This is a genomic window from Bacteriovorax sp. DB6_IX, from assembly GCF_000447775.1.
GTDB lineage: Bacteria > Bdellovibrionota > Bacteriovoracia > Bacteriovoracales > Bacteriovoracaceae > Halobacteriovorax_A.
The window spans coordinates 1-22,907 of sequence record NZ_AUNJ01000491.1; the positions used below are offsets into that span (position 1 = coordinate 1).

Below are 22,907 nucleotides of genomic sequence, written 5' to 3' on the forward strand. Positions count from 1 at the left end.
TTAAATTCTTAGCGATTCGAAACTTTAATTTTCTGATGATTATTCGTCTTAGATTTAGACGGTATATATGTAGAAATACTTCCATAGGAAGTACCTACAAGCAAAAGCTGATAATAATACTTTTAGATTCATTCTAATTCCTGACCATCATGGTCTTAAGTCTCTTAGAATATTTTACTGGATATTTTTACTTTGCTCAACTAGCTAGTTATTTCCGACAAAATTCATCACCTTCTGCATATCAATCCAAGCAGTTCTCTTCATACTCTGATTAATTTCCAACAGTTGAGGGTGAAATAATGGTGCAACTTCAACAATCATATCTTCGCCATTAACTAGATAAGCCTTCTTCTCAAACTGCCCATGAACATTTGATAGCTTAACTCTCTTCTCAAGCATGATATTTGTTGAGTGCGCTCCCAGAGGAACAACAACTTTCGGTTTAAAATATTGAATTGCCGCCACGGTGAATTCCAACTCCTTGTCTCCGCTAAGAAGAGGTAAACGAAGGAATCTCCCCTGATCCAAATTCATGGCCTTAATCATTTTACCTAGAAGATCTTGATCACTTTCAATTAAAGATAAAGGTGTTGATTCGGGAAGATCATTTTCACTGAATTCATCAAGACCTAAAAAGAGAACATCAATTCTCTCATTGAAGGAATCAATTCCAACGATACTATCAACTGACCAAGTAGGACAAAATGACTTGAGATAAGCATTGTAATCTTTAGCGACTTCAAAGTTTACTGAGACCTGCTGACCTTCTTTTGCTACAGGCTCTTTGGAAGCATATTCTGAAAGCTTTGACACTTGCGCTGGAGGCTCAGGTGTCACTTGTTTAGGTTTCTCTACAGCTACTTTCGCTACGACCTTTTGAGGTGCCTCAGGAGACTTCACAGGAACTTCGTGATGCTTTTTAGGTATGGACTCACTCTTAGTGCTTGCTAGAGGAGCATTTGAAGTTTAGTAACCACTGTGACTTAGAAAAGAGCTTTGCCAGATAAGTTGGTGCCTTATCAGAAGTAGCCTCTAAGCCTTTGTTATTGTTAATAAAACTTGAAAGATCTTTCATCTATTTCCTCATGCAAAAATTTCCCCAAGGAAGATTTATCCCCAATTTCTCAAAAAAACATCATTTCGTAAAGAAGCAATGCCTGCTGACGAACAGGTATGTGAAAGTTCTTGAAACTTATAGTTTATTTTTATGGAGACACAATGACATTCGATTCTGATTTTAAATTTGAGACTTTTGAAGAGTATTTCGGGGATGCTAACCAAGTTGACAAGATTATTAATGAATGTGAGGTATGCAACGCTAAAATGATTCACACACATCTTTCTGATTATAAAAATCTCTGTATTCAAGAGAACTCTAGATGCCCAGATTGTGGCCATGGAAATAGAAAGAAAATTCATACATTAAATTAAAAGCTGTCTACTTAGACAGCTTTTCTTTTATCTTCAATGCAATCTCACTACTTATATCAAACTTCGAACTCAATTCATCAATAGTTAATTTCTTCATCTCTTCCAGAGAGACATCTAAATTTAAACGAATTTTTTCTAATGTTACTTTTCCAATACCTTCAATATCTTCAAACCAAGAACCAAGAACTCTCTTATGTTCTTTTTTGTGGTGAAGCTTACGAGAAAATCTATGGGCCTCATCTCTCATTTGAACAAGTATTCTCATTAAAGACGGACACCTCTTTAAAATATAGGGATTTAATCGATTAGGAATAATCAATCTTTCTTCCGACTTAGCCACTTCAGAGTCTTTAAAACTTTGTGCCTTCCCACTTCTCTCTTTTGCAATACCAACAACAGGGATTTCTTCAAGACCAAAGTCTTGTAGGACAGCTAAGAAAGAGTTCACCTGTCCCTTTCCACCATCAACAACAAAGACATCAGGTAAGCGCCCTTTTTTTAGTCTTCTCGTTAGAACTTCCTTCATCATTGCGAAGTCGTTATTTCCCTCTTTTCTTTCTTCAAGGTGATAATAACGATAATATTTCTTATCAGGCTTTCCTTCATCAAAGACAATTTGTGATGCTGTTGGAGATTGTCCCTGCCAAATAGCGATATCATAACATTCTAATAACTTTGGAACTTCTTTTGTTCCCAAGAGTTCTTTTAGCTTATTAAGACCAACCCAAACAGAGTCTTGATTGATATGTCTAAAACGCTGATGCTCCTTCGCATGATCTTCCGTTAACTGATACAACTTATTAGTCATACCAAGTGGCTTAACTGCGATAAGCTTCATTTTATCAGTATTCTTAAAGGCCTCATTAATTAAATCAAATGATTTCTTCTTCAGCTTTAGGACAACCTTATCAGGCAGCGATTCTGCACTCTGAGTGTAGTACTGATAAATAAAATTTAAAAATAGTTCTTCACTTTCAGCTTCATTATCACCTTTTTGAAAGTGATAATTCTTATGACCAAGTAAAACTCCTGCCCTCATCATATAAACGGAGATATCAATTTCAAACTCTCCAATATGGTAGGCCATAACATCGACATTTCTCTCTGTCTCTGTTTCGACATTCTGTGAAAACGATTGTTCAGTAAATTCTTTGAGCGTTGTTATGCTATCCCTTATAATTGCCGCATGTTCAAACTCTTCTCTTTCAGCGGCCATAAACATACGTGCTTCTAGTTCTTTGAATACAATGTCAGTTTTCCCTTCAAAGAAAGAAGAAATATTACTTAAGTCCTTGTCGTAATCGACTTGAGAAATATAATCGACACAAGGAGCACTACATTGCTTCATTTGATAGAGTAAACAAGGTCTCTTTCTTCTCTTAAATTCAGAAAGACTACAATCTCTTAAGCCAAAAGATTTAATAAGAATTCTTAAAACCTGAGAGATATTACTTCCTGTTGTAAAGGGCCCGTAGAGCTTCTGATTCTTTCCGCTTCTTGGCCTTCTCGTATACTGAGGCCTGGCAAAGGGCTCATTAAAATCTATTTGAATGTAAGGATAAGACTTATCGTCTTTTAAACGAATATTATATTTGGGGGCATGTTTCTTTATAAGATTATTTTCAAGGACAAAGGCCTCGGCCTCATTATCCGTGATAATAAAATCAAAATCATTGATATGACCGACAAGAATTTCTGTTTTGGCCGACTTCGCTGATCCATTAAAGTAAGATGTAACCCTATTTTTTAAGTTTTTCGCCTTACCTACATATAAAATTTCTTCAGTCTCGCCACGAAACCTTTTCATCAAGTAACAACCAGGTTTTTGCGGTAAGGTTTTAGCCTTTTCCCACAGCTCCTGTTGTTTTTTTCCTATGCGTTCCGTCTTTACTTTATCGCTCACAAACCGTACCCTTACACTTCTAATAAAATTTTAACTTAGGATTCAAATCATGTCTAAACTTGGCGTTGGAAAAGAAATTGTTACTTATTGCTCAAAATGTAAACTTGAGCTTGCTCATATCATTGTCGCCATGAGAGATGAAGTAACGCCATATAAAGTTCAGTGTAAGACATGTAAGTCAACTCACGCATTTAAAATCAAAAAAGCTGCTACGGCAACTAGAAAGAAATCAACAACTAGAAAGCCAAGAGTTTCTGCCGAACAAAAAATTATGAATCTTTGGGATGAAGCTAAGAGCAAGCAAACTGAAGATGCAGCACCATACTCAATCAGAACGAAATTTGAAATTGGTCAATTTATCGATCACCCAAAATTTGGTGAAGGTGTTGTTGATAAGCATATCGACAATAATAAGATTGAAGTTGTTTTCCAAAAAGATATTAGAGTTCTAATCCATAACAAATAAAAGATTTAACATTCTATAAAAAAGAAAAGGACACAGTACGTGTCCTTTTTTTATGCTTGTTATTTATTTTTTCGTTTATGGTGTCCAGCTATAACCTGCTCCAGCATTAGCTCCAAGTCCAATGCTAAAGTTAGCATTCAATCCACCCATCGCTCCATAGTTCATACCAGAGTTATACCCCATTGAACCATATCCATTATAGGCAGCTCCCATTTGACCACTATAAGCGTCTCTTTGAGCATTAACGACGTTTTGATATAGGGCCTGGTTAGCATAGTAATTACCTTGTTGGTTACCATAAAGTCTTTGTGCTGAAGCTTGTCCTTGAGCACTATTAAGACCATTTGCAAAGGCCTGAGCTTGCATTTGAGCTTGCCAACCTCCACCTTGGTTCCATTGTCCAGTTCCACCTTGCCAAGGATAAGTATTCATCCCCCAAGCTGCTCCATTTCCATTTGGTCCAAAGGCACCGTTTCCGTTAACTCCCCATTGCCAGTTTGGATTGAGTTGTCCATTTCCACCAGGGAAAGTATTCCCACAGTTACACGGCGCTGAGATACACATACATGAGGCATTTCCAGATCCTGCCCCCCAAGGTCCCATCGATCCATTTAGAGATCCATTGACTCCCCAGTTTCCACTTCCGTTACCCCAAGGTCCCATTCCCATATTTGTTCCAACACCTGTATTGATACCAATTCCAATACCTGTGTTAAGTCCTATTCCTGTATTCATTCCCATACCGTATGGGTTCATCCCCATCATTCCATATGGGTTTCCAATTGAAGCATTGATTCCAAAACCAGTATTCATTCCCATACCATATGGATTCATTCCCATCATTCCATAAGGATTTCCGATTGAGGCATTAAGACCAAAACCAGTATTCATTCCCATATTTCCATATGGATTCATTCCCATCATTCCGTATGGATTCATTCCCATATTTCCATAAAGGCCCATACCTCCATATGGGTTCATCCCCATATTTCCGTACATTCCATATGGTCCCATTCCCATGTTTCCATAAGGATTGGCCCCCATTCCAACATTGATATTTCCGTAGAGTCCACCACCAGTAAGAAGTCCAGCAAGTGCTCCACCAGCGAGTGCGGCCCAAGGGTTATTGATGTTAATTTGTCCACCAACTCCCATTTGTCCACCCATTCCTGGATACATTCCACCGCCGTACATACCTCCACCGTACATACCACCCATTCCTGGATACATACCGCCAGAGACTCCACCACCAAAATATGGACCAGTCATTCCACCTAGAAATCCTCCAGTATAACCACCAGAAATAAATGGGTTCATTCCAACGCCACCATACATTCCACCAGTAAGACCTAATCCTCCAGCATACATCCCCATAGAGGAACCGTTACACTGAGCAAGCATAGAAGTTTGTTCTTTTGGAAGAATGGCATTAGCACCACGTTCTAAGTTGTAGGCCTGAAAATCTCCAATTGCTCCGTGACAAGATCTAATCCCACCCTCGTAAGCATTGGCCCAAGCCTTTTGACCTTTATATGCATACTTTGCACCAACATAAGCAGAACCAAACATTGCTAATGAAGGTAATGCCACTTGTGCGATCTCAGAAATACTATCCCATGCAGTTCTCTCTGGAGCTTCAGGAAGACATTCAATACAAAAACCATCGTTTCCATATTCTTCATTGACGTATCTCTTCATACACATCGAGGCTTCGGATTCGTACCCTGCTGCATCGATCTCTTCACAAACTGTCCAATCAGCATGAGCTGCGGTTTGCGCTAACAGAGATGGTAGTAGTAGTGCCATTAGTGTCTTTTTCATTTTCATTTCTAGTCTCCAACTACATTATAACTCACTAGTTTATCGACAAGGATTAATGAAAACTTGAACAAAAAAGTTATAATTTCATTAACTAGCTGAAATTACATCTTAAAATGAACGCTTTTCTGACCTAACTCATTTACTTTATGACAACCAAACGCTAAATTCGGCCCATGCCTAATACAATTTGGTGGATATTGCTTATCCTATGTCTTTTTTTTGCAACCTATGCGGCCTTTGTTATTAAGAACGAAAAGGTCGAGGCCTTAAGTACAGGAAAAATTCTTGAGTTCCATGGCTTCTCATTTACCATCCCGAGATGGTGGACAATGACTCAAGATGAAGACAACCTACTCAAGTTTGAAAGAACTGATACTCGCTATGACTGGCGAGCTTACTTTCACTGGGTCCCTAACCCACCAGGGGATCTCCAAGATACATTTGAAAAGATGGCCGTTAATAGACAACTCGTTTTTGATGAAGATACTTCAATCATTCAAGCACCAAGTAGTTTAGTTGATATTCACGAGCAAGGGGTTGAGGCCTTAAGAATTGAGGGAACAGCAACAGAAGCTCAAGAACATAGAGTCTATTATGATGCCTTTATTATTCAGGGAGAGGGAGGACACCTCTACTTAGAGAGTAGAAGCTCTATTTTAAATGGACTATTAGAAGGACCATTTTTCGAACAAACAATTTCTAAGGTTCAGAAAATAAAAAAGGCTCACTAGGTGAGCCTTTTGTTATGAGAATTATTTTCTTTATAATTCTTTATAATTCTTTTTCTTAATTCTTTTTCGGATTAAAAGCTCTGATATTTGACACAAAGTATGCATGAATATCTTCATCACTTCCAAAAACATCATCGATAAGATCACAGTTTAGTAGGAATGATGTCATTCTATTTGCAATCTCATGTAGTGACTCTACTAAGTAAAGACCACCAATATTTTCCCCACTAAAAGATTTGATGATCTCTTTTCTTGCGTGGTTAAACATTTCTGATTCAGTAACATCTTCAGGAAGGTTCTCAACCCCCATCTTATCTTCAACTTCTTCAATGGCCTGATCTCTGATATCTTCATCTGTTGCCAGAGATACACCAAATTCTGTTGCCATTGCTTCAATAAGTTTTTCTCTGTTTGCTACGTCAAATTCGATGACTCCATTCTCTTTAAGCCCATTAATAGAGTAGCTCGCTAATGTTTCAAGCGTTTCAAAGTTTGTTCTCATATAGATCTCCAACTAGTAATCATTAAAATTTTAACTATTTGCGTTCCAACTAGCAAGAAAAGACTTACTTTCTTTTTAAGAAACGCCCAAAAAACTTGGCCACTAATTTATAATCCCCCATGACACACAGGGTAATTAAATAAGACAAACCACCAAAGAGGGCCGAAGTTGAAAAAGCCACAAGAGTTAACCACACTGTGTCATAGTTTGGTTGAAATAGATCAAGTCTCACCCAAGTGGTTGCGTAGAAACAGACCACACCAGCAATAGAAATTTTAAAAAACCTCAAAGGAAAGAAGAAGTTAAGTCTTAGGTCTAAAACCTTTGTCAGCACAACAGACTGAACTAAGATAATAAAGATCATTGAAAGACTTGTTCCAAAGGCCAATATTTGAAAACCATACTGATCAATTAAGCTAATGCAGAAAATAATATTCACAAAGACTGCAATAGAAGAAATGATCACCGGGATTTTAGGACGATCTAAAGTATAAAAACTTGGAGAAAAAACCTTATAAAGACCGTAAAAAGGAAGTCCTATTAAGTAAGCTTTTAATGCGGCCATTACCATTTCAGTATCTTTAGCAGAAAAGGCTCCACGCTCAAATGAAATAACAACACAATCTTTTGCCAGTGCATAAATAAGGGCCAGGGCTGGGATCAATGTGAATAAACTTGTGAGATAACTTGTCTGTAGACCATTTATGGCCTCTTGCTTTCTTCCAGACTTCCACGATTCAGAGAAGTGGACAAGATTTGAATTTCCAATTGAAACCCCGAGGATCCCCACAGGAAACTGAAAGAGCCTAAAGGCATATTGTAACCATGAAACAGCTCCCACTACTGTTCCTGTTGCAAGAAACGTTGTGACCAGAAGATTGATCTGAGTCGCCGCGACACCAATCGTTCCGATACTCATTCTCTTCAAAATTTCTTTTACCTCTGGAGAGCGTAACTTTACTCCAGCATATTGAAGAAGCTGTTTGCTCTTTAACATCGGGATTTGAATAAGCATTTGAACTAAGCCGCCAACAAAGACACCAAAACCTAGAGAAGAGATTGGGTGCAGCCCTCTGCTCTCCAAATAATTTGGTAAGAAAATCATACTTAATATCATAATGACATTAAATGTCGCCGGGGCCATTGCTGGGCCAAAGAACATCTTATAAGTATTTAGGACTCCCATAAAAAGAGCGGCTAGTGAGACGAAGCTTAGAAATGGAGCCATGATCCTAGTTAAAAGAACAGTGATCTCATATCGCTCTTTGTCTTTCGTGAAAAGCTCATTAGTCATCAAGGCTACAACTTCGGGAGCAAAAAATATTATCAACAAACTAATCACACCAGTAAGTGCAAGAAGGACAATAAACATTGACCATAGAAGTTTTCTGGCCTTCTCATCCCCTTCCCCTTTAGTTTGCGTAAAAATAGGGACAAAGGCTGAAGAAAAAGCCCCCTCAGCGAAGAGGTCCCTCAGCATATTGGGAATACGAAATGCCACGTGAAAGGCATCGGTTAATCCAGAGGCCCCAAAAATTTGAGCGAGTAAAATCTCTCTACCAAATCCAAGCACACGACTTGATAAGGTAGCTACTCCCATTTTTAGAGAAGAAATTAGAAAGCTTCTTTTATTAGACATAGAAGTATTTTGCCTTGCAAGAAACCCTATGACAAGAAAGGAAAAGGCCACATTCCGTGGCCTTCTTTTTATTTAGACATCTTCAAATCTTTCATCGTCTTTAGATGGTAAATCAGGAACAGAACTTCCTACGACCATTTTTGCATCACCGTCATCAAAGTCAGAAAAGTCAGTGGCACTATTCTCAGGCGAAGTCATCTCATCCGCCGTCTCTGATCTCTTGTTCTTCATTGAAAGAACATTGTCATGCTTAACCTGCGATACAGCTTGCCCATTTTTCATTCCCCCAATAATCATTTCGAGAGAATCTACAATCTCATCTAAATCAGATGCTTGCTTCGCCATTTGCGCAGAGTTTACTGCTGTATTATTAGCAAGATTAGTATTTAAGTGCGTTGACTCATCTAATTCATTCATGGCCTGAGAGATATTTTCAACCCCAGTGGCCTGCTCACTTGCCGCTCCGGCAATTTCTCTCATAAGATCTTTAACCTGAGCAACATTGGAAACAACACTATCGAGAACTTCATCACATTTTTGAGCTGTTTCAACTCCATACTCAGTTTTATTCTTGGCCATATCAACAAGCTTTCCAACTTCTGTTTTAGAGTCTGTTACGATCGCCTCAACTCTATTGACACTATTTGAGAGAAGCTCCTCAATTTCCTTAGAAGCATTACCAGACATCGAAGCGAGGTTTCCAACTTCTTCAGCGACAACGGCAAAACCTTTACCGTGCTCCCCAGCTCTTGCCGCCTCAACAGAAGCATTAAATGACAGAAGCTTCGTTTGAAAAACAATATCGTTAATAACCTTAGTCTTCTCAGAAATCTCTTTAATCACCTGAACAATTTGTTCCAGCTCATTAGAGGTCTTCTCCATTTGATTTGTAATATCATTATTACAACTGCTAATTTCATTAATTGCGCTCACAACCTGAGAAACCGCTTGTTTCCCCTCTGTCGCAACACCGTGACTATGTTGTGCTTTCTCTTCAGAGAATTTGGCATTATCAACACTCTTCTTCATCATCTCTCGAATTTCATCAAGAGTTGATACTGTTTCAAGAATAGCCGCCGATTGCTCAGAAACTGAAGAAGATAAACCATCTGCTGTTTCTTTCAGTTCATGACTTCCTTCAGTAGTTTCCGCTGAAGTTTGCTTAAGATTATTTGTTAAGTTACTAATGACTTTTGAGATATTAAAATAGAATGCAATAACAAGAATTAGCGTCGTCAAACCAATTGCAGCAGCAATGAACATACTTGTCACGATTGCATTTTTTAGAATATTTAAATCGGTAACAAGAACCTTGATATCATCTGTCACCTTCTTAATATCAGATTTCGTGATCTTTTCAATACGATGAATATCTGATCTAAAACCAGAAATAACGTCTTTACGTTTATTATCGTTGTCGACAATTTTTTGCATACTCGCCTTATAAGCTTGAAGCTCCTTTTCAAAAGAGGTAACAATAGTTGCATCTGTTGTTAAAGACATAACGAGTTTTTGAATAGTCTCTAATCTCTTATTGACCTTATTATGGTATTTTTCAGTTCTACGAAGTAAGTAATCTTTTTCGTGGCGTCTTAACATAAGAAGTTCAACTGTCGCCACCGCTCCAAGATTATGATTCTTTATAAGTTTTTCAATATTGTGGGCGATACTTCTTAGCTCTCCACGAAAACCACTCTTAGAATCGCCTTCAAGTTCAATCGTCTTAACAACATCAGCGAAGCCTTTCTCGTACTTTTTTAAAGCTTTTGATAGAGATTCGACATCTTGATCAGAAACAAGTTTTGGAGAAACCCCCTTTAAGGATTTAACCAGCGTAGCTAATTCCGAAACCGTTTTAGCATGTCTTTTGATATACTTCTCATCACCTCTTAAAAGAAAGTCCTTCTCATGCCTTCTGGCCATGAGCATCTCAGAGTTGACTTGCCTTAGCTTATCTCTAAGTTCCATTTCAACAGTTACTGCTTGATCATAATCTTTTGCGATTTTATTAGCCCCAAAGATACTGAGTCCAAGTGAAGCTGACATTACAATAAAAACCAGTCCTAATGACAAGGCGGTTTTCTTTCTAAAAGAAAGTCTCTTCCAAATTTTCATGAATTTTCCCCATTCCTATTTATGCACTATAAATCTTAACGGAATGAGTTCGTAAAAATATGAGTAAATTTTATTAATACTTACAGGTTTCTAAAGCGTTGATATTATTAATTTCTAAACGGTTGAGTTTAGAATTTACCACTTCAATAAAGAAATTACGTCCTTCGAGATCTAGGATATATGCCACTTCTTTGTGTATCGGTTCACTATTTCTTAGAATCAGCGCTCTTTTCTCAACAAGATCTTTAGCAAAAACTTCTTCAATGTGGGGAAAATTATCCGCGTCTTCTTTATAGAGAACCAACTTCCTAATATCGCCATTTGGTCCATCATCATTAAACTCTCTCAATCGATAGATTTGAGAATTCTTTTTAAAGTGAAGGTTCTCCCAAGCAGGGCGCTCGTTATTTAGCTTAGCTAAAACTTCTTCCATAACAACTTCAGAGAGCTTAAGCTTTTGCTCAAGACAATTTTGTAGCTTTCGTACTTCAGTTTGAATATTAGTCTCTTTTGAATCAGCTATTTGTCCCATATGTGCCATAAGCTTGGTAGTTGCTTTTTTCGAAGTCAGCTCATGAGCTGCTACAGGTTGCTTCTTGACCATTCTTGAAAAGAAAATGTAAGCCCCTATAATTACGGAACTAATTAGAATGTAAGTTAATTTCTTTTGCCAATTTCTCACGAATTTCCTATCTTAAGCCCATGAATTACGACATGACACAATCAGAAGAAGCTCAAGTTAATTTTGTCCCAGCACAATCGCCTGTAAATTGGGACGAATATTTCATGCTTCAGGCCATCATGGCAAGCTTTAAAAGCAAGGACCCTGCGACGAAGGTAGGTTGTGTATTTGTTGATCAAAATAACCACCAGATCACTTTTGGTTACAACGGATTTGTCGCAGGAATTGATGAAGAAAAACTTCCATGGGGAAAAGACAAGTCTGTTTCTCTCGAGTTTCAAAAATACGGTTATGTCGTTCATGCCGAGGCCAATGCAATTCTCCACTCGACAAGACCACTAGCAAACTCTCGTTGTTATGTGACACTATTTCCATGTCACGAATGCGCAAAACTTCTAGCCTCGTCTAAAGTAAGTGAAGTTGTCTTTCTTCAAGATAAGCACGAAGGAACCGAGTCCAATAGAATTTCAAAGAGAATTTTCGAGCTAACAGGTATCAAGTACAGGCCTCTTAGTTTAGATGAATCAATCCTTACGAATCTAACGACTCACTTTCAAGAGGCCTTCCACTTGCAAAAAGGTTGTTGTAATTAATCCTTACTAAGGTCCTCGTAATACCCAAGAATCTTATTAGCGTACCAGATCTTACGATCTCCTGGCTCTCCATTATAATCACGAAGCGCTTTAAAGTAAGTTTGCTTTATATCGCCCTCGGTGTAGTGCCTGGCCAAATAAAGCTTTAAGAGCATCGCTCCATATGTCGTCGCTAACTTAATATCTCTTAAGAAGAGCTTCTTCTGACTCTTCCAACTCGAGCCTGCCCTATCCCAAATATTCTTCCATTTCTTATCAACACAATTTCTAACCACACTTTTGAAGTACTTTGTGTTATTCGGATTAGCGTAGTCTGGACCACGTTGCCCCAACTGATCAGCGATCTCTCGTGCGCCAATTGAAGTAAATTGAGTTAGACCAACTGCTCCGGTAGGACTGACGGCCTTGATCTGATAGGCCGACTCTAGTCGAATTAGACCCAGAAAGATTCTTGGTTCAACTTCAAAACAAGAAGCCGAACGAATAACGCTTTCTGCAATATCGAGGGTATCAGACGTTGAAACATTCTTACCATTATCTTGGATGTAACGAGCAAAGGCTTCGACATCTGCCGGCTTAGAGTTCCAGACGTAGGACTTAATCAATTTCTTATGACTAACAAAATACCCAAACGGTCTCTCCAAATTAGCGGAAGCCGCGATAAACTGGGTGGCCAGAATACAGACTGCTATTTTTATATTTCTCATAAACCTTAGTTTAAGGTCCAAGGTTACCAAAAACAACGCAGTGCAAAATATTCGATTTTTATCTGAGTCTTTTAATCAAATAGACCAATCTCTTTACTATTATCTTCGAAGTGATTGAAATCTACGATAATCGCAGTGGCAAAGACTAATGACTTCTCCTTAAGAGTTAACTCAGAGGAGATATCAACACCGAAGGTATCTGCATCAGTAAAGAATTCTTTGAGCAGATTCCCCCATTTCTTCTTAATACTTCCAAGTTTTCTCCCTTCAATTGTCGTGATATCGAATTTAAAGAAATTAAAGAAACCAGAATCGATATAGGCGAAATCCCTTCCATTCTCGTCGCAAAGTTCATACTTCTTTCTAAAGAATGAGAATTTCTCATGAACACTTCCAATGAGCTTTCCAGTAGTTGGGTCTGTAATATATAGATCAGAGAAGAAAAAGAAGAATCCACGGGAGAGGTGTAAAACAACTTCTCCCGCCTTATTATAAACATTAACTTCGAGTGGACGATGGTTGCGTAAGAAAACACGCTTCACAAATGTCATTATCCCCGAGCCTTGCTCATGGATGAAACCAACTTGGTCTCCGTGGTCATTCAATACTTGATATTTATTCTTGCCTTCAAGCCCAATGAGTATCTCACCCCATTCTTTGACCTGACGTATAAATAATCGTTCAGCCCCTTCAAAAAAAGACCTAATTCTCTCATTTTCCACGTTACATGTTCCTTTGCTTCATCATATAATCTTCACGTCAATTTATCACACGGGAGGCCCACCTTGAAACCATTTATCGTAGTTTGTGACGGTATGGATAAGACGATTTTCGAATCATTACAAAGCACAACCGAATTCGACGTCCATCCAGAACCAAAACTAAGCCAAGACCAAATCAAAGAATTACTACCTAAAGCCAACGCACTCGTCATCAGATCAGCCACATCAGTTAAAGAAGAATACCTAAACCTCGCTCCAAATTTAAAATACGTTATTAGAGCAGGTGCAGGGACTGACAATATTGATAAAGTTGAATGTCAAAATAGAGATGTCAAAGTTTCTAATACACCTGGTGCAAATAATAACTCTGCTGCAGAACATGCCATTGCCTTAATGATGACTGTTCTAAGAAAGACAGCTGCGGCAAGTGCGACAATGAAAAGTGGAGGATGGGATAAATCTAAATTCACAGGAAATGAACTGGCCAATAAGAAAGTTGGAATCGTTGGATTCGGACAAATTGGAAAAATAGTAGCTAAGAGACTTGCTGGTTTTGAACCAGAAGTTCTTTTCTTCGACCCATTCTGCGAATCAAGTGATATGCCTTACTGTAAAAAAGCAGAGACTGTTGAACAAATCTTCTCTGAGTGTGACATTATAACAATCCACACTCCATTAATGGATGCAACAAAGGGACTCGTTTCAAAAGAGATGATCTCAAAAATGCAACCACACGCTATTCTTATCAATGCTGCAAGAGGTGGTATTGCAGATGAGGATGCAGTTTATGAAGCTTTAAAAGAAGGAAAAATTAGAGGTGCAGGTTTTGATGTTTTTGCAACAGAGCCACTTGAAGCCGATAGTAAATTAAGAGAGCTAGATAATATCGTTCTTACTCCACACCTAGGTGCTGCTACTGAAGAAGCACAACTAAGAGTAGGAGAAATGGCCGTTCATCAATTAAGAGAATTCTTTTTAAATAATAATCTTCTAAACGAGGTAAGAGCGTAATGAAATCACTGGCCATTATTGGTTCACAATGGGGGGATGAAGGTAAGGGAAAAATCACTGACCTTCTTGGATTAAAATGTGACGTCGTTGTTCGTTATCAAGGTGGTAACAATGCAGGACACACTATCATTGTAGGAGACAAGAAAATTGTTCTCCACCTAATTCCATCAGGAATTCTACATGATCACTGCACGTCAGTCGTTGGTCACGGGGTTGTTTTTGACCCAGAGGCCTTCAACACTGAATTAGCAACTGTAGAAAAATCAGGAATCAATGTAACTCCAGAGAGATTAAGAATCTCTGGAAACTGTTCTGTCATCACTTTCTATAACAAACTACTCGATGGCCAAAGAGAAGCTAAGGGACCAGTTAAAATTGGAACAACTGGAAAAGGTATTGGACCTGCTTACGAAGATAAAATCAGTCGTAAAGGTATCAAACTTAAAGACCTACTAGATTACGATCTACTTCTTGAAAAACTAAAATCAAATCTCATTGAAAAAGAATCACTTTTCAAAAATCTTTACAACTGTGACTACCCTTCTGCAGAAGAAGAAGCCAAGAGGCTCTTCGAACTTGGAAAGAGTGTCGCTCCGTTTGTTTGCGATACATTTAGTTATCTTGATCAGTGTCGCCAAGAAAACAAGAAGATCCTTTTTGAAGGAGCACAAGGTGTTCTCCTCGATATCGATTACGGATCTTATCCATTTGTAACTTCTTCTAATACTTCAGTTGGAGGTGTTTTCACTGGAGCTGGACTTCCAGGAGGAATGATTGAAGAAGTTCTTGGTATCACAAAAGCTTATACAACAAGAGTTGGTGAAGGGCCTTTCCCAACAGAGCTTTTCAATGATGTAGGTGAATTTATCCAAACAAAGGGTGGTGAATTCGGTGCAACAACAGGAAGAAAGAGAAGATGTGGATGGCTAGATATCCCTCTTCTTAAGTATGCTGTTAAATCATCAAACCTCACAAGTATTGCTCTCACAAAACTTGATGTTCTAAGCGGTATGGATGAACTAAAGGTTTGTACAGGATACAAGTATGAAGGTCGTGAACTAGATTGTTCATATCCAGGAATTGACCTTTCAAAAGTTGAGCCTGTTTACAAAGATATGAAGCCATTTGCTGATGACTTTAAAGGTGAACAATCTCCAGAGTTAAAAGAGTATATCTCTTTTATCGAAGAAGAAATTGGTATTCCAGTTGGGATCATTGCTTATGGTCCAGAGAGAAGTGAAATCACCTTCTTAAAAGATTACTTCAATAATTAATCGACTATAGACATGGGCCAAACACTGGCCCATGTTTTTCAAATAAAACCCGTTCAAATTCAATTAAGCGCTATAATAATGGCAAGGAGCTTATCATGAAGATACTAGCTTTAATTGTCACAATCTTCCTAACTGTCTCTGCACATGCGTGTGGTGGTATGGATAAGACTTCAGACATAAGAACCGAACCACCAACTATATCAGATTCTTCGCAGACAGATGGTTAAAGATCTCTCTCAAAGTACTGGCCCTCAAGACGAGGGCCTTTACTTTTATATTCACTAAAACAAAGTTATAATCTTGTGCAACTTTAATTTTGGAGAGACTATGCTTTGTTATTGTCATTCATGTTCCGCACTTAATCGAGTGCCTTTTGAAAAAGTAAAAGAGAAAACTCCCCTCTGTGGAAAATGCCAAGGTCAAATTCAATTACATGACTTTGTACAGGAAGTTCCAACAGAAGCTTTCGATAAAATTTTAAGAAATTCAAATGACTATATTCTTGTTGATTTCTGGGCTTCGTGGTGTGGACCATGTCAGCAATATGGACCGACTTTTCAAATGGTATCTAAGGAATTTGGAGATAGAGTTCAGTTTCTAAAAGTAAATACAGAAACAGAAGTCGAACTTGCTTCAAGACTTGGAATTAGAGGAATACCGAATACTGTTCTCATTAAAGATTCGAAAATTGTTGACTCCATAAGTGGAGCCCTCAACTACGATCAACTCAGACAATGGCTGAGTTCAAAATTTAAAATTATTTCTTAGCGGCGTTTTTAAGTAACTCGGGATTGGCCTGGAATTTCTTGGCCATCTCGTTTGCTTTCTTCCAGTCTTCAGCAGTCATGCTCTTCATTTGCTTTCTAACCATCTCGGCTTTATCTGCTTGAATCATACCTGTCTTCACTAAGGCATCGACCATTTTATCAACATCCTTAGATCCTGCCTCAAAGGCAAAGGTATTTAATGTTAAAACTGTGAGAAATGAAGCGATAATTAATCTCAAAACTAATCCCCTTGAAATTTTAATATATACATTATCGCCTCACTTCTCACTAAACTTTTGTCAAAAATCTACTTTCGCTTATTTTCTCGATGGTTATGACCTCCTTTTGAGCTACAACTACTGGCTTTCGCTAGCTCAATTTCGTGCCTACGTTTCGCTTCTATTTCTCTTTGCTCACGCATATCATCAGTAATGGGTTTGTCGACTTCTTCAATAAGGCTAGCGAGTCTTCTTAAGTTCTTCCCAGTGTCTTGAATAATCAGGGATCCGGCTCTACTCGCATCGATAATTCTACCGTAGCGAGACATGAACGGTCTAAAGGCGCGAGAGATACTTCTCGCATTGTCAGGATGTTTTAATTTAAAGGTGACCATATAATAGTCAGAAAGGGCTGGGATAGCATTTGGCTCGCTAGCCGTGTAACGAATCATCTTCGTTGGTGTGTATCTAATATCTCTTGCAGGTAAAATTTTAAAAGTCTTCTCACCCACTTCAACTCGTGTGTAACCATGTATATTTAAAAACTCAGTATAGAGGTTTTCAGCGTTATCTTTATTAAGAGTTAAGTCCTTAGTTAAAACGACCTCACCTTTTAAATCCTTAGAAAAGAAGTAGTTCTGTCCTAGAATACGACTAGCAACATTTGTGCACCCTTTCAGGGTCTTACACTTATTACTCTTTTTAATCTTCTTATTCCCCGACTTAGCATAAGCTGTTCCAGCAAATAAGTAGTGATGTCATCAAAATTGGCTTAATCATCTTCATACGCATCTTCTGTCTCCTCGCCTAAGCTCAATTGCTTAGTACGAAAACTAGATTAGCCAATTAAATTGTTAAGTTGGTCATTGAAGAGTTAGGAGTTTGTTAACAATTGTCAGTTCAGTGTCAATTTTTTTTACAGAACACGATCTCTAACCAGCTAAAATCACGATACTTTTTTGGCATAATTCTCGCAATATAAAAACCAGGGAGAGGATTATGAAAAATTTCTTATTACTTACATCACTGATTTTATCAATGGCCATTGTCACCAATGCCAACGCTAACTGGTTTGAGAATATGTCTCCAACCCAGAAAGTACTGCTTCACATGGAGCTAAAGAAAAAGCTTACAGGTAAATCAAAAAGAAGTAAGAAAGAACCTCTTAACTGCGCCAAAGAATTTCAAAAGCAAAAGATTAAGTATCAAGAAGAGATCTGCCATGGTGGTTCACGCTTTCAAGAAGTGGGCTTTATGTCAGAGAAGTTTAATAGAGAAGAAATTCAAACAATGAAAAAAGGTCATCCACATTTAAGACCAGATGTTCGTGGCCAACCAGGACTTGTAGACAGATCAGTCTATAGTGGAAGACCAGATTTTCCTCACGCTAAGAATGGTTGTGAAAGATACTTCAATGAGGAAGTTGAGATTGTGGAAATTGATGGCAAATTCTGTCGTCAGATTATTTTCTCTGCGCCTGAAGTAGAAGGAAGCTATATTCAACAATACTGCGAAGACGATAATAGTTTATTCATTTATTTTGAATAAAAAAAAGGCCTCTATCGAGGCCTTATTTATTTCTAACTTAATAGTTGTCCAATGACTTTTCCTTCTTCACTTCTATCTAAGTAGACAGAGCGAATCTGGTTTTTAAGATCTTCATCAGAGCTTACATAAACTCTCACAAAGTTTGTCGTATAACCTTCCCAAAGTCCGGCCTTATTCTTTCTTTCAAAGAGCACTTCACTTTGAGTTCCTATCTGATCTTCACCAAACATTCTCAGCTTAGACTCCCCAAGCATTCTTAAAGTATTAACACGACTCTTCTTCACAGGGTGTTGAATATGATTATCAACTTTCGCTGCCGTCGTATTCTTTCTCTTAGAATATGGGAAAACGTGAAAGTGAGTTAGTGGAAGCTCTTTCATTAGGTCAAATGTGTCCTGGAATTGCTCATCAGTCTCACCAGGGTATCCACAAATAACATCGGCCCCAATTCCCGCATTAGGAAAAGCTGTAATGATCTTATTAATAATTCTCTTGTAATCTTCTACTCGATACTTTCTTCTCATTGAAGTAAGAATATCGTCGTTCCCACTTTGAAGAGGAATATGGAAGTGATCAAGAAACTTTGGTGAACTCTTCATAACCTCTAGAAGCTCATCTGTGATCGTATTTGGCTCAACACTAGAAAGTCTTAGCCTCTCCAGTCCATCAAGCTTTAAAAGTTCTCTAACTAGGTCAGAAAGCTTCTCACCACTTGTTGATTCATACTCACCAATATTTACACCTGTCAGTACGATTTCTTTAAATCCATCAGCAAGAACTTTCTTGGCCTCTTGAAGGGCCTTATCAATAGAAAGAGCTTTTGATCTCCCTCTAGCAAAAGGAATAATACAGAATGAGCAAACATAATTACATCCATCCTGAATTTTTAAAAATGCACGAGTATGTCCTTCAACAGAAGATGTCGAAGCTCCATAGAAGTCAGCTGTCTTATCAATATGGATTGAATCAACCTCATCTTCTTCTAGGTATTCAAAAACTTTATACTTCTCACTTGTCCCAAGAACGAGGTCTACCCCAGTCATCTTCGCAATTTTTGGAGCATCCATTTGAGCATAGCAACCAGCTACGACAATTTTCCCCTCAGGAGAAGCTCTGTGGGCCTTACGAATCAAATTACGACAAGTTGAATCTGCACCGTCAGTCACAGTACAAGTATTGATAAAAGTTACATCTGCTTGATCGCCAAACTCAACAACGTCATAACCCCTATCCACAAAACCTTGTGAGATAGTTCCCGTCTCCGAAAAGTTCAAACGACATCCAAGCGTGTGAAACGCAACTTTCTTTTTAGATGTGTCTAATTGAGTATCATTAGTATTTTGCAAAATAACCTCTATATATAAAGTTCGCCTAAAATAGTTGAAAGTACGCATCGTGACAAGAGAGCTTGAAAAATTTAGTCTTTCTAAACAAGACTTTTTGGATATATAAAAAAGTGTACTTTTTTCATTTTTTTTCAAAAATAGTATTGACTTCACAGCCTGATTCCATTAAATTCAATTTCACCAAAACAGATGACAGCAAAAAACAAAACGGTCTCGTAGCTCAGTTGGTTAGAGCATCTCCCTTTTAAGGAGAGGGTCCTGTGTTCGAGTCACAGCGAGATCACCATTTTTCTTCTTCTGCTAGGTAAAAATCCAGGAATTAAAGATACGCTCCCATCGTCTAGCCTGGTCTAGGACACCGCCTTTTCACGGCGGTAACAGGGGTTCGAATCCCCTTGGGAGTACCAAGTTTATAAAGAAGCCAGACCTAGTCTGGCTTTTTTATTATCTACACTTTAGTTTGCACGCTTTTTCTCGCACATTTCAAAAAGGATAGGATGAATTAGCACCCTTTTTAAACATACCACTAAGTACTAACTACCCTATTCTTAGATGTTATTTTAATTTAAAATTGATTTGTTGATGGGTTAAGGAAAAATATTCATTTTGGATGATAGTTTTTCTAAGTTAGAAGAAGTTGGAGATTGAGAGTGGAGTAAGGATTAGTTCACAATAACTTCTAGCTTGAAGTCTCTTCTGAACAATTCATCCCTATAGTACAGGAAAGTGTTTTGAGCAGACTTGTCTAAAAACTTAAGTGTTCCACAATCCTCATTTGGAATCTTCGTGAGGGTGGCTTCAGCGTCTGTGAGTTTTAGTGCTTTTGAAAAGTGTTTGATTTCAGACCACATTTCGGTACAGCCTTTTATCGTTATTGATTTGTTCTGTAGTTTAACAATATCTTCCTCATCTCTGCTTATTCCGGCATTTATTCGTAGCTTAATCCCAAGAGGAGAAATTTCGTATGTTTTCCCGTTTTGATCTTCAAGAACAGTTGTTACACTTGCAGAGTTGAAGACTCTAGCAAGTCCTCGGTGGTTGTAAGCAAAATAGTCTTTAATGATTAGCTTTGTTCCGGCAGGGACATAAGAGATTCGTATTGGCGTAATGATACGATCGTAACGAAGACATCCTGAACATGAGTTTCTTAGTTCTCTTAGTAGGGAATCACCTTTAGTTCTTGTGTAAGAATTACTCCTAATATAATCTGAGACTTCCTCTGTTAGGGGCATATTATCAATAGCATACAATGGCTTCTTAGTTGTGTATTCTGTTCCTAAAGGTGGATAAACTTCTCCGTTGAAATACATGCCACTATCAATTTTTTTTAGTTCAGTAATATAGTAATCTGGAAGGATGAAAATGTAATATAGAATTGAAAGGACTCCAAGAACCCCTATAAGTCGTGGGTAGTTGATGTTTCGCTTTAGTTTTTTTTTAGTTCTGCTGACGGCTTTAACATTGCTCTTTTCTTCAGTAGGTATTGGTGTATTTGACTGTAGGCTACCTTGCTCTTTGATTGTAGGCTCATTCTTCGTGTAGAAAAGAAGAGATATTATTCCGAGATATAAGAAATAAAGAGGTATTGTTAAGAACCATAGAATAGTTGTGAAAAATGCCACCATGCTAGAGATGATTAGGTAAAGAATATAGTCAATTTCGTTGAGTCGGTGATTTTTGAAAACGTCAGGCTTCTCGGTTATGAGAATAACTGTTGTTAAGATCGTAAATACAATATGACTCCAGAGTCCAGTTTTGAGATATATATCTTTTCCGGGAGAGACCTCATTTAAAAACATACCTACAATAAAGCCAATTAATGGCTGTATGTATGCCCAACTGTAAAAGATGATTCTATTGACCAAAATTCCCTCGAATACTTAAACAATACAAATACTTGTCTGCTTAATCAGAGAATTTCTTTAATCAAGATTTCTTTATTGGTCATGAAAGTGTGCAGAATAAAAAAAGCCCCTACAGTGTCAAGGATAGGATGAATTAGCAACCTATTTGTACGAACCACGAAGTATTAACTACCCTATTCTTAGCTGTTATTTTACACTAGAATTGAGTTGTTGATGGGTTAAGGAAAAATATTTACTCTAGAGGATAGTTTTTCTAAGTTAAGAAGATATTTGATATTTCAACCAGTAGTGCACGCTCCGATACTAACTCCAAGGAAGCTGTATGCAGTTCCCAGACAATAGTTGAAGAGGACATTATCAAACAAGTGTCACCACCAGAGGGATATGAGTGGAATCACTCGCCCTCAGACTCTACTGAGATACACACGGAAAAACTTTTCTATCCGCCCTATTTTAACGATATAACAGGTGAAGAAAAGCTTGAGCTTGATCGTGTTACCGATGACGACTCAGAACTATTTAATCAAGGCTATCAAAAAGGAATATATACAAAAATTAATACAAGAGAGGAGTAATATGAGAAACAAAATTATCGGACTAGTGACATTGTCAGTATTATTTTTTTTACAAGGATGCGCTCAGACATATGTGACTAGACGTCATGTGATTGAATTGGCACCAATCTTTAAACCAGGTCAGGCGGTGAAGATTCAGGTGGATAGAAGCAACAATACTGTCCCATCATACTTCTTTGAAAAGCTTGAGTCTGGTCTACTTAGGCAAAAAGATGTCACACTTAGGGCCTTTGAAAGTACCAGTGATATTTATAAAAATAAACTAAAAGGGGGAAATGGTTTCAATACAGAAAGGTTTAATGTTTTAAAAACTCACATGATAACAGATCACTTTGATGGTACATGTGGTTCACAGACCTACTGTAGGGTCTTAAGATATAAAGTATTCTTTACCATCGTTAACAATACTACGGGACACATATTCTTCAAAAAAGAATACAATCTTTCGAGAAGCCTAAACACCAAAATTCTCGGACAACACACTGAAGAACAAAAAGAGCATGAATTGTTTGTAGCAGAGTATTTCACGACAAAGCTTGTTAATGATTTGTTTTCATCAAAAAAGAATGCCTCTGTTAGCTACTATTTAGGAATCAAGAATGGGGATCAGGATGTTGGAATGTATGACAATGGAGAGCATGAAAAAGCGATCTTATACCTAAAGAACATCATCGCAAGCACTTCTGACAATGAACAAAAAAGAAGGGCGCTCCATAATATTGGAGCAAATTATATGAAGCTAAACGATAAAGACAAAGCCATTGAACACTTTGATTTAGCAAACTCGATAAGAGAGTCTTATCTCACCAATATAGCGCTCTCATTTCTTAGATAGGTGTATTATGAGAACAATAAATGCTGTCTCACTAATTTATCTTTGCCTCATTCTTCAGGCTTTTTCTATGTCTAGTCAGCTATTATTACTTGCGGAGCTTGATTTTGAAAGCTTGAGGTTGGGAGAAATATTATTTTTCCACTTCGTATTTAGTGT

The 22,907-nt window shown here is 37.9% G+C and carries 23 protein-coding genes and 2 tRNA genes; 12 read left to right on the plus strand and 13 right to left on the minus strand.

Annotated elements, in window-relative coordinates:
- Nucleotides 1-204: 204 nt before the first annotated feature.
- On the minus strand, nucleotides 205-900 hold the full coding sequence (locus M901_RS15340) for a hypothetical protein (protein ID WP_021279136.1): 696 nt from the start codon (nucleotides 898-900) through the stop codon (nucleotides 205-207).
- A gap of 318 nt (nucleotides 901-1,218) precedes the next feature.
- On the opposite strand from M901_RS15340, the gene M901_RS15345 reads away from it, so the two are divergent.
- A complete protein-coding gene (locus M901_RS15345; protein ID WP_021279133.1) occupies nucleotides 1,219-1,431 on the plus strand; it encodes a hypothetical protein in 213 nt (70 codons plus the stop codon).
- Nucleotides 1,432-1,438: 7 nt separating this feature from the next.
- Here M901_RS15345 and uvrC read toward each other — a convergent pair whose 3' ends face one another.
- Nucleotides 1,439-3,334 (minus strand): excinuclease ABC subunit UvrC, encoded by a 1,896-nt coding sequence (uvrC, locus tag M901_RS15350; protein WP_157680066.1) that lies wholly within the window; start codon nucleotides 3,332-3,334, stop codon nucleotides 1,439-1,441.
- A 49-nt stretch (nucleotides 3,335-3,383) separates the two neighbouring features.
- Between uvrC and M901_RS16865 the strand changes: the two genes are divergently transcribed.
- On the plus strand, nucleotides 3,384-3,800 hold the full coding sequence (locus tag M901_RS16865) for a hypothetical protein (RefSeq protein WP_021279149.1): 417 nt from the start codon (nucleotides 3,384-3,386) through the stop codon (nucleotides 3,798-3,800).
- A 75-nt stretch (nucleotides 3,801-3,875) separates the two neighbouring features.
- Here the strand turns inward: M901_RS16865 and M901_RS17655 are convergent, their stop codons facing one another.
- Entirely contained in the window at nucleotides 3,876-5,621 is a 1,746-nt protein-coding gene (locus tag M901_RS17655) for a hypothetical protein (protein ID WP_157680068.1), read from the minus strand.
- Between the two features lie 173 nt (nucleotides 5,622-5,794).
- On the opposite strand from M901_RS17655, the gene M901_RS15365 reads away from it, so the two are divergent.
- Complete coding sequence (locus M901_RS15365) at nucleotides 5,795-6,352, plus strand: hypothetical protein (RefSeq protein WP_021279129.1); 558 nt, start codon at nucleotides 5,795-5,797, stop codon at nucleotides 6,350-6,352.
- A gap of 55 nt (nucleotides 6,353-6,407) precedes the next feature.
- Here M901_RS15365 and M901_RS15370 read toward each other — a convergent pair whose 3' ends face one another.
- From M901_RS15370 to M901_RS15385, 4 genes are all read right to left on the minus strand, one after another.
- Complete coding sequence (locus M901_RS15370; RefSeq protein ID WP_021279143.1) at nucleotides 6,408-6,854, minus strand: hypothetical protein; 447 nt, start codon at nucleotides 6,852-6,854, stop codon at nucleotides 6,408-6,410.
- 64 nt (nucleotides 6,855-6,918) lie between these two features.
- Complete coding sequence (gene murJ, locus M901_RS15375; RefSeq protein WP_034722625.1) at nucleotides 6,919-8,493, minus strand: murein biosynthesis integral membrane protein MurJ; 1,575 nt, start codon at nucleotides 8,491-8,493, stop codon at nucleotides 6,919-6,921.
- A gap of 72 nt (nucleotides 8,494-8,565) precedes the next feature.
- The gene (locus M901_RS16870) at nucleotides 8,566-10,608 is read right to left on the minus strand and encodes a methyl-accepting chemotaxis protein (RefSeq protein ID WP_021279141.1); all 2,043 of its coding nucleotides are present in this window, start codon (nucleotides 10,606-10,608) and stop codon (nucleotides 8,566-8,568) included.
- Nucleotides 10,609-10,681: 73 nt separating this feature from the next.
- On the minus strand, nucleotides 10,682-11,212 hold the full coding sequence (locus tag M901_RS15385) for a hypothetical protein (RefSeq protein WP_198295419.1): 531 nt from the start codon (nucleotides 11,210-11,212) through the stop codon (nucleotides 10,682-10,684).
- A gap of 98 nt (nucleotides 11,213-11,310) precedes the next feature.
- Here M901_RS15385 and M901_RS15390 point away from each other — a divergent pair, with 98 nt between their 5' ends.
- On the plus strand, nucleotides 11,311-11,883 hold the full coding sequence (locus M901_RS15390) for a dCMP deaminase family protein (protein WP_081653489.1): 573 nt from the start codon (nucleotides 11,311-11,313) through the stop codon (nucleotides 11,881-11,883).
- On the opposite strand, the gene M901_RS15395 is transcribed toward M901_RS15390, so the two are convergent.
- Nucleotides 11,880-12,590 carry a transglycosylase SLT domain-containing protein gene (locus M901_RS15395; RefSeq protein WP_021279146.1) on the minus strand — a complete coding sequence of 237 codons (711 nt, stop codon included), beginning with the start codon at nucleotides 12,588-12,590 and terminating at the stop codon, nucleotides 11,880-11,882. The genes M901_RS15390 and M901_RS15395 overlap by 4 nt on opposite strands.
- A gap of 71 nt (nucleotides 12,591-12,661) precedes the next feature.
- Nucleotides 12,662-13,312, minus strand: a complete 651-nt coding sequence (locus M901_RS15400; protein ID WP_021279148.1) for a phospholipid scramblase-related protein — start codon at nucleotides 13,310-13,312, stop codon at nucleotides 12,662-12,664.
- 63 nt (nucleotides 13,313-13,375) lie between these two features.
- On the opposite strand from M901_RS15400, the gene M901_RS15405 reads away from it, so the two are divergent.
- The 3 genes from M901_RS15405 to trxC all read left to right on the plus strand — a co-directional run bounded on the left by M901_RS15405 (nucleotide 13,376) and on the right by trxC (nucleotide 16,365).
- Nucleotides 13,376-14,323 carry a hydroxyacid dehydrogenase gene (locus M901_RS15405; protein WP_021279142.1) on the plus strand — a complete coding sequence of 316 codons (948 nt, stop codon included), beginning with the start codon at nucleotides 13,376-13,378 and terminating at the stop codon, nucleotides 14,321-14,323.
- Nucleotides 14,323-15,597 carry an adenylosuccinate synthase gene (locus M901_RS15410; protein ID WP_021279126.1) on the plus strand — a complete coding sequence of 425 codons (1,275 nt, stop codon included), beginning with the start codon at nucleotides 14,323-14,325 and terminating at the stop codon, nucleotides 15,595-15,597. The genes M901_RS15405 and M901_RS15410 overlap by 1 nt, the downstream gene beginning before the upstream one ends.
- Before the next feature lie 327 nt (nucleotides 15,598-15,924).
- Nucleotides 15,925-16,365: a thioredoxin TrxC gene (gene trxC / locus M901_RS15415; RefSeq protein ID WP_021279130.1), complete on the plus strand. Its 441-nt coding sequence runs from the start codon at nucleotides 15,925-15,927 to the stop codon at nucleotides 16,363-16,365.
- Here the strand turns inward: trxC and M901_RS15420 are convergent.
- The gene (locus tag M901_RS15420) at nucleotides 16,355-16,603 is read right to left on the minus strand and encodes a hypothetical protein (RefSeq protein ID WP_021279127.1); all 249 of its coding nucleotides are present in this window, start codon (nucleotides 16,601-16,603) and stop codon (nucleotides 16,355-16,357) included. The two genes, trxC and M901_RS15420, sit on opposite strands and share 11 nt — an antisense overlap.
- A gap of 68 nt (nucleotides 16,604-16,671) precedes the next feature.
- Nucleotides 16,672-17,289: a hypothetical protein gene (locus M901_RS15425; protein WP_369793760.1), complete on the minus strand. Its 618-nt coding sequence runs from the start codon at nucleotides 17,287-17,289 to the stop codon at nucleotides 16,672-16,674.
- A 292-nt stretch (nucleotides 17,290-17,581) separates the two neighbouring features.
- On the opposite strand from M901_RS15425, the gene M901_RS15430 reads away from it, so the two are divergent.
- The gene (locus tag M901_RS15430) at nucleotides 17,582-18,130 is read left to right on the plus strand and encodes a hypothetical protein (protein ID WP_021279132.1); all 549 of its coding nucleotides are present in this window, start codon (nucleotides 17,582-17,584) and stop codon (nucleotides 18,128-18,130) included.
- Between the two features lie 32 nt (nucleotides 18,131-18,162).
- Here M901_RS15430 and mtaB read toward each other — a convergent pair whose 3' ends face one another.
- Nucleotides 18,163-19,476, minus strand: coding sequence for a tRNA (N(6)-L-threonylcarbamoyladenosine(37)-C(2))-methylthiotransferase MtaB (gene mtaB, locus M901_RS15435; RefSeq protein WP_021279137.1), 1,314 nt, complete (start codon nucleotides 19,474-19,476; stop codon nucleotides 18,163-18,165).
- Between the two features lie 209 nt (nucleotides 19,477-19,685).
- On the opposite strand from mtaB, the gene M901_RS15440 reads away from it, so the two are divergent.
- Both M901_RS15440 and M901_RS15445 read left to right on the plus strand, forming a co-directional pair.
- Nucleotides 19,686-19,762 (plus strand) — tRNA-Lys (locus M901_RS15440).
- Between the two features lie 43 nt (nucleotides 19,763-19,805).
- Nucleotides 19,806-19,883 (plus strand) — tRNA-Glu (locus tag M901_RS15445).
- 255 nt (nucleotides 19,884-20,138) lie between these two features.
- Here the strand turns inward: M901_RS15445 and M901_RS15450 are convergent.
- Nucleotides 20,139-21,275 (minus strand): hypothetical protein, encoded by a 1,137-nt coding sequence (locus M901_RS15450; protein ID WP_034722631.1) that lies wholly within the window; start codon nucleotides 21,273-21,275, stop codon nucleotides 20,139-20,141.
- A gap of 431 nt (nucleotides 21,276-21,706) precedes the next feature.
- Between M901_RS15450 and M901_RS17870 the strand changes: the two genes are divergently transcribed.
- The gene (locus M901_RS17870) at nucleotides 21,707-21,916 is read left to right on the plus strand and encodes a hypothetical protein (protein WP_021279131.1); all 210 of its coding nucleotides are present in this window, start codon (nucleotides 21,707-21,709) and stop codon (nucleotides 21,914-21,916) included.
- 1 nt (nucleotide 21,917) lies between these two features.
- Nucleotides 21,918-22,751, plus strand: coding sequence for a lipopolysaccharide assembly protein LapB (locus tag M901_RS15460; RefSeq protein WP_034722633.1), 834 nt, complete (start codon nucleotides 21,918-21,920; stop codon nucleotides 22,749-22,751).
- Nucleotides 22,752-22,907 lie beyond the last annotated feature (156 nt).

What these genes read in the sequence shown, in the direction of transcription:
- M901_RS15390 (WP_081653489.1), top strand. Translation starts at nt 11,311, where the DNA reads ATGAATTACGACATGACACAATCAGAAGAAGCTCAAGTTAATTTTGTC.
- M901_RS16865 (WP_021279149.1), top strand. Translation starts at nt 3,384, where the DNA reads ATGTCTAAACTTGGCGTTGGAAAAGAAATTGTTACTTATTGCTCAAAA.
- M901_RS15410 (WP_021279126.1), top strand. Translation starts at nt 14,323, where the DNA reads ATGAAATCACTGGCCATTATTGGTTCACAATGGGGGGATGAAGGTAAG.
- M901_RS15460 (WP_034722633.1), top strand. Translation starts at nt 21,918, where the DNA reads ATGAGAAACAAAATTATCGGACTAGTGACATTGTCAGTATTATTTTTT.
- M901_RS17655 (WP_157680068.1), bottom strand. Translation starts at nt 5,621, where the DNA reads ATGAAAAAGACACTAATGGCACTACTACTACCATCTCTGTTAGCGCAA.
- trxC (WP_021279130.1), top strand. Translation starts at nt 15,925, where the DNA reads ATGCTTTGTTATTGTCATTCATGTTCCGCACTTAATCGAGTGCCTTTT.
- M901_RS15370 (WP_021279143.1), bottom strand. Translation starts at nt 6,854, where the DNA reads ATGAGAACAAACTTTGAAACGCTTGAAACATTAGCGAGCTACTCTATT.
- murJ (WP_034722625.1), bottom strand. Translation starts at nt 8,493, where the DNA reads ATGTCTAATAAAAGAAGCTTTCTAATTTCTTCTCTAAAAATGGGAGTA.
- M901_RS15430 (WP_021279132.1), top strand. Translation starts at nt 17,582, where the DNA reads ATGAAAAATTTCTTATTACTTACATCACTGATTTTATCAATGGCCATT.
- M901_RS15365 (WP_021279129.1), top strand. Translation starts at nt 5,795, where the DNA reads ATGCCTAATACAATTTGGTGGATATTGCTTATCCTATGTCTTTTTTTT.
- M901_RS15395 (WP_021279146.1), bottom strand. Translation starts at nt 12,590, where the DNA reads ATGAGAAATATAAAAATAGCAGTCTGTATTCTGGCCACCCAGTTTATC.
- M901_RS15385 (WP_198295419.1), bottom strand. Translation starts at nt 11,212, where the DNA reads ATGGTCAAGAAGCAACCTGTAGCAGCTCATGAGCTGACTTCGAAAAAA.
- M901_RS15345 (WP_021279133.1), top strand. Translation starts at nt 1,219, where the DNA reads ATGACATTCGATTCTGATTTTAAATTTGAGACTTTTGAAGAGTATTTC.
- M901_RS16870 (WP_021279141.1), bottom strand. Translation starts at nt 10,608, where the DNA reads ATGAAAATTTGGAAGAGACTTTCTTTTAGAAAGAAAACCGCCTTGTCA.
- M901_RS15450 (WP_034722631.1), bottom strand. Translation starts at nt 21,275, where the DNA reads ATGTTTTTAAATGAGGTCTCTCCCGGAAAAGATATATATCTCAAAACT.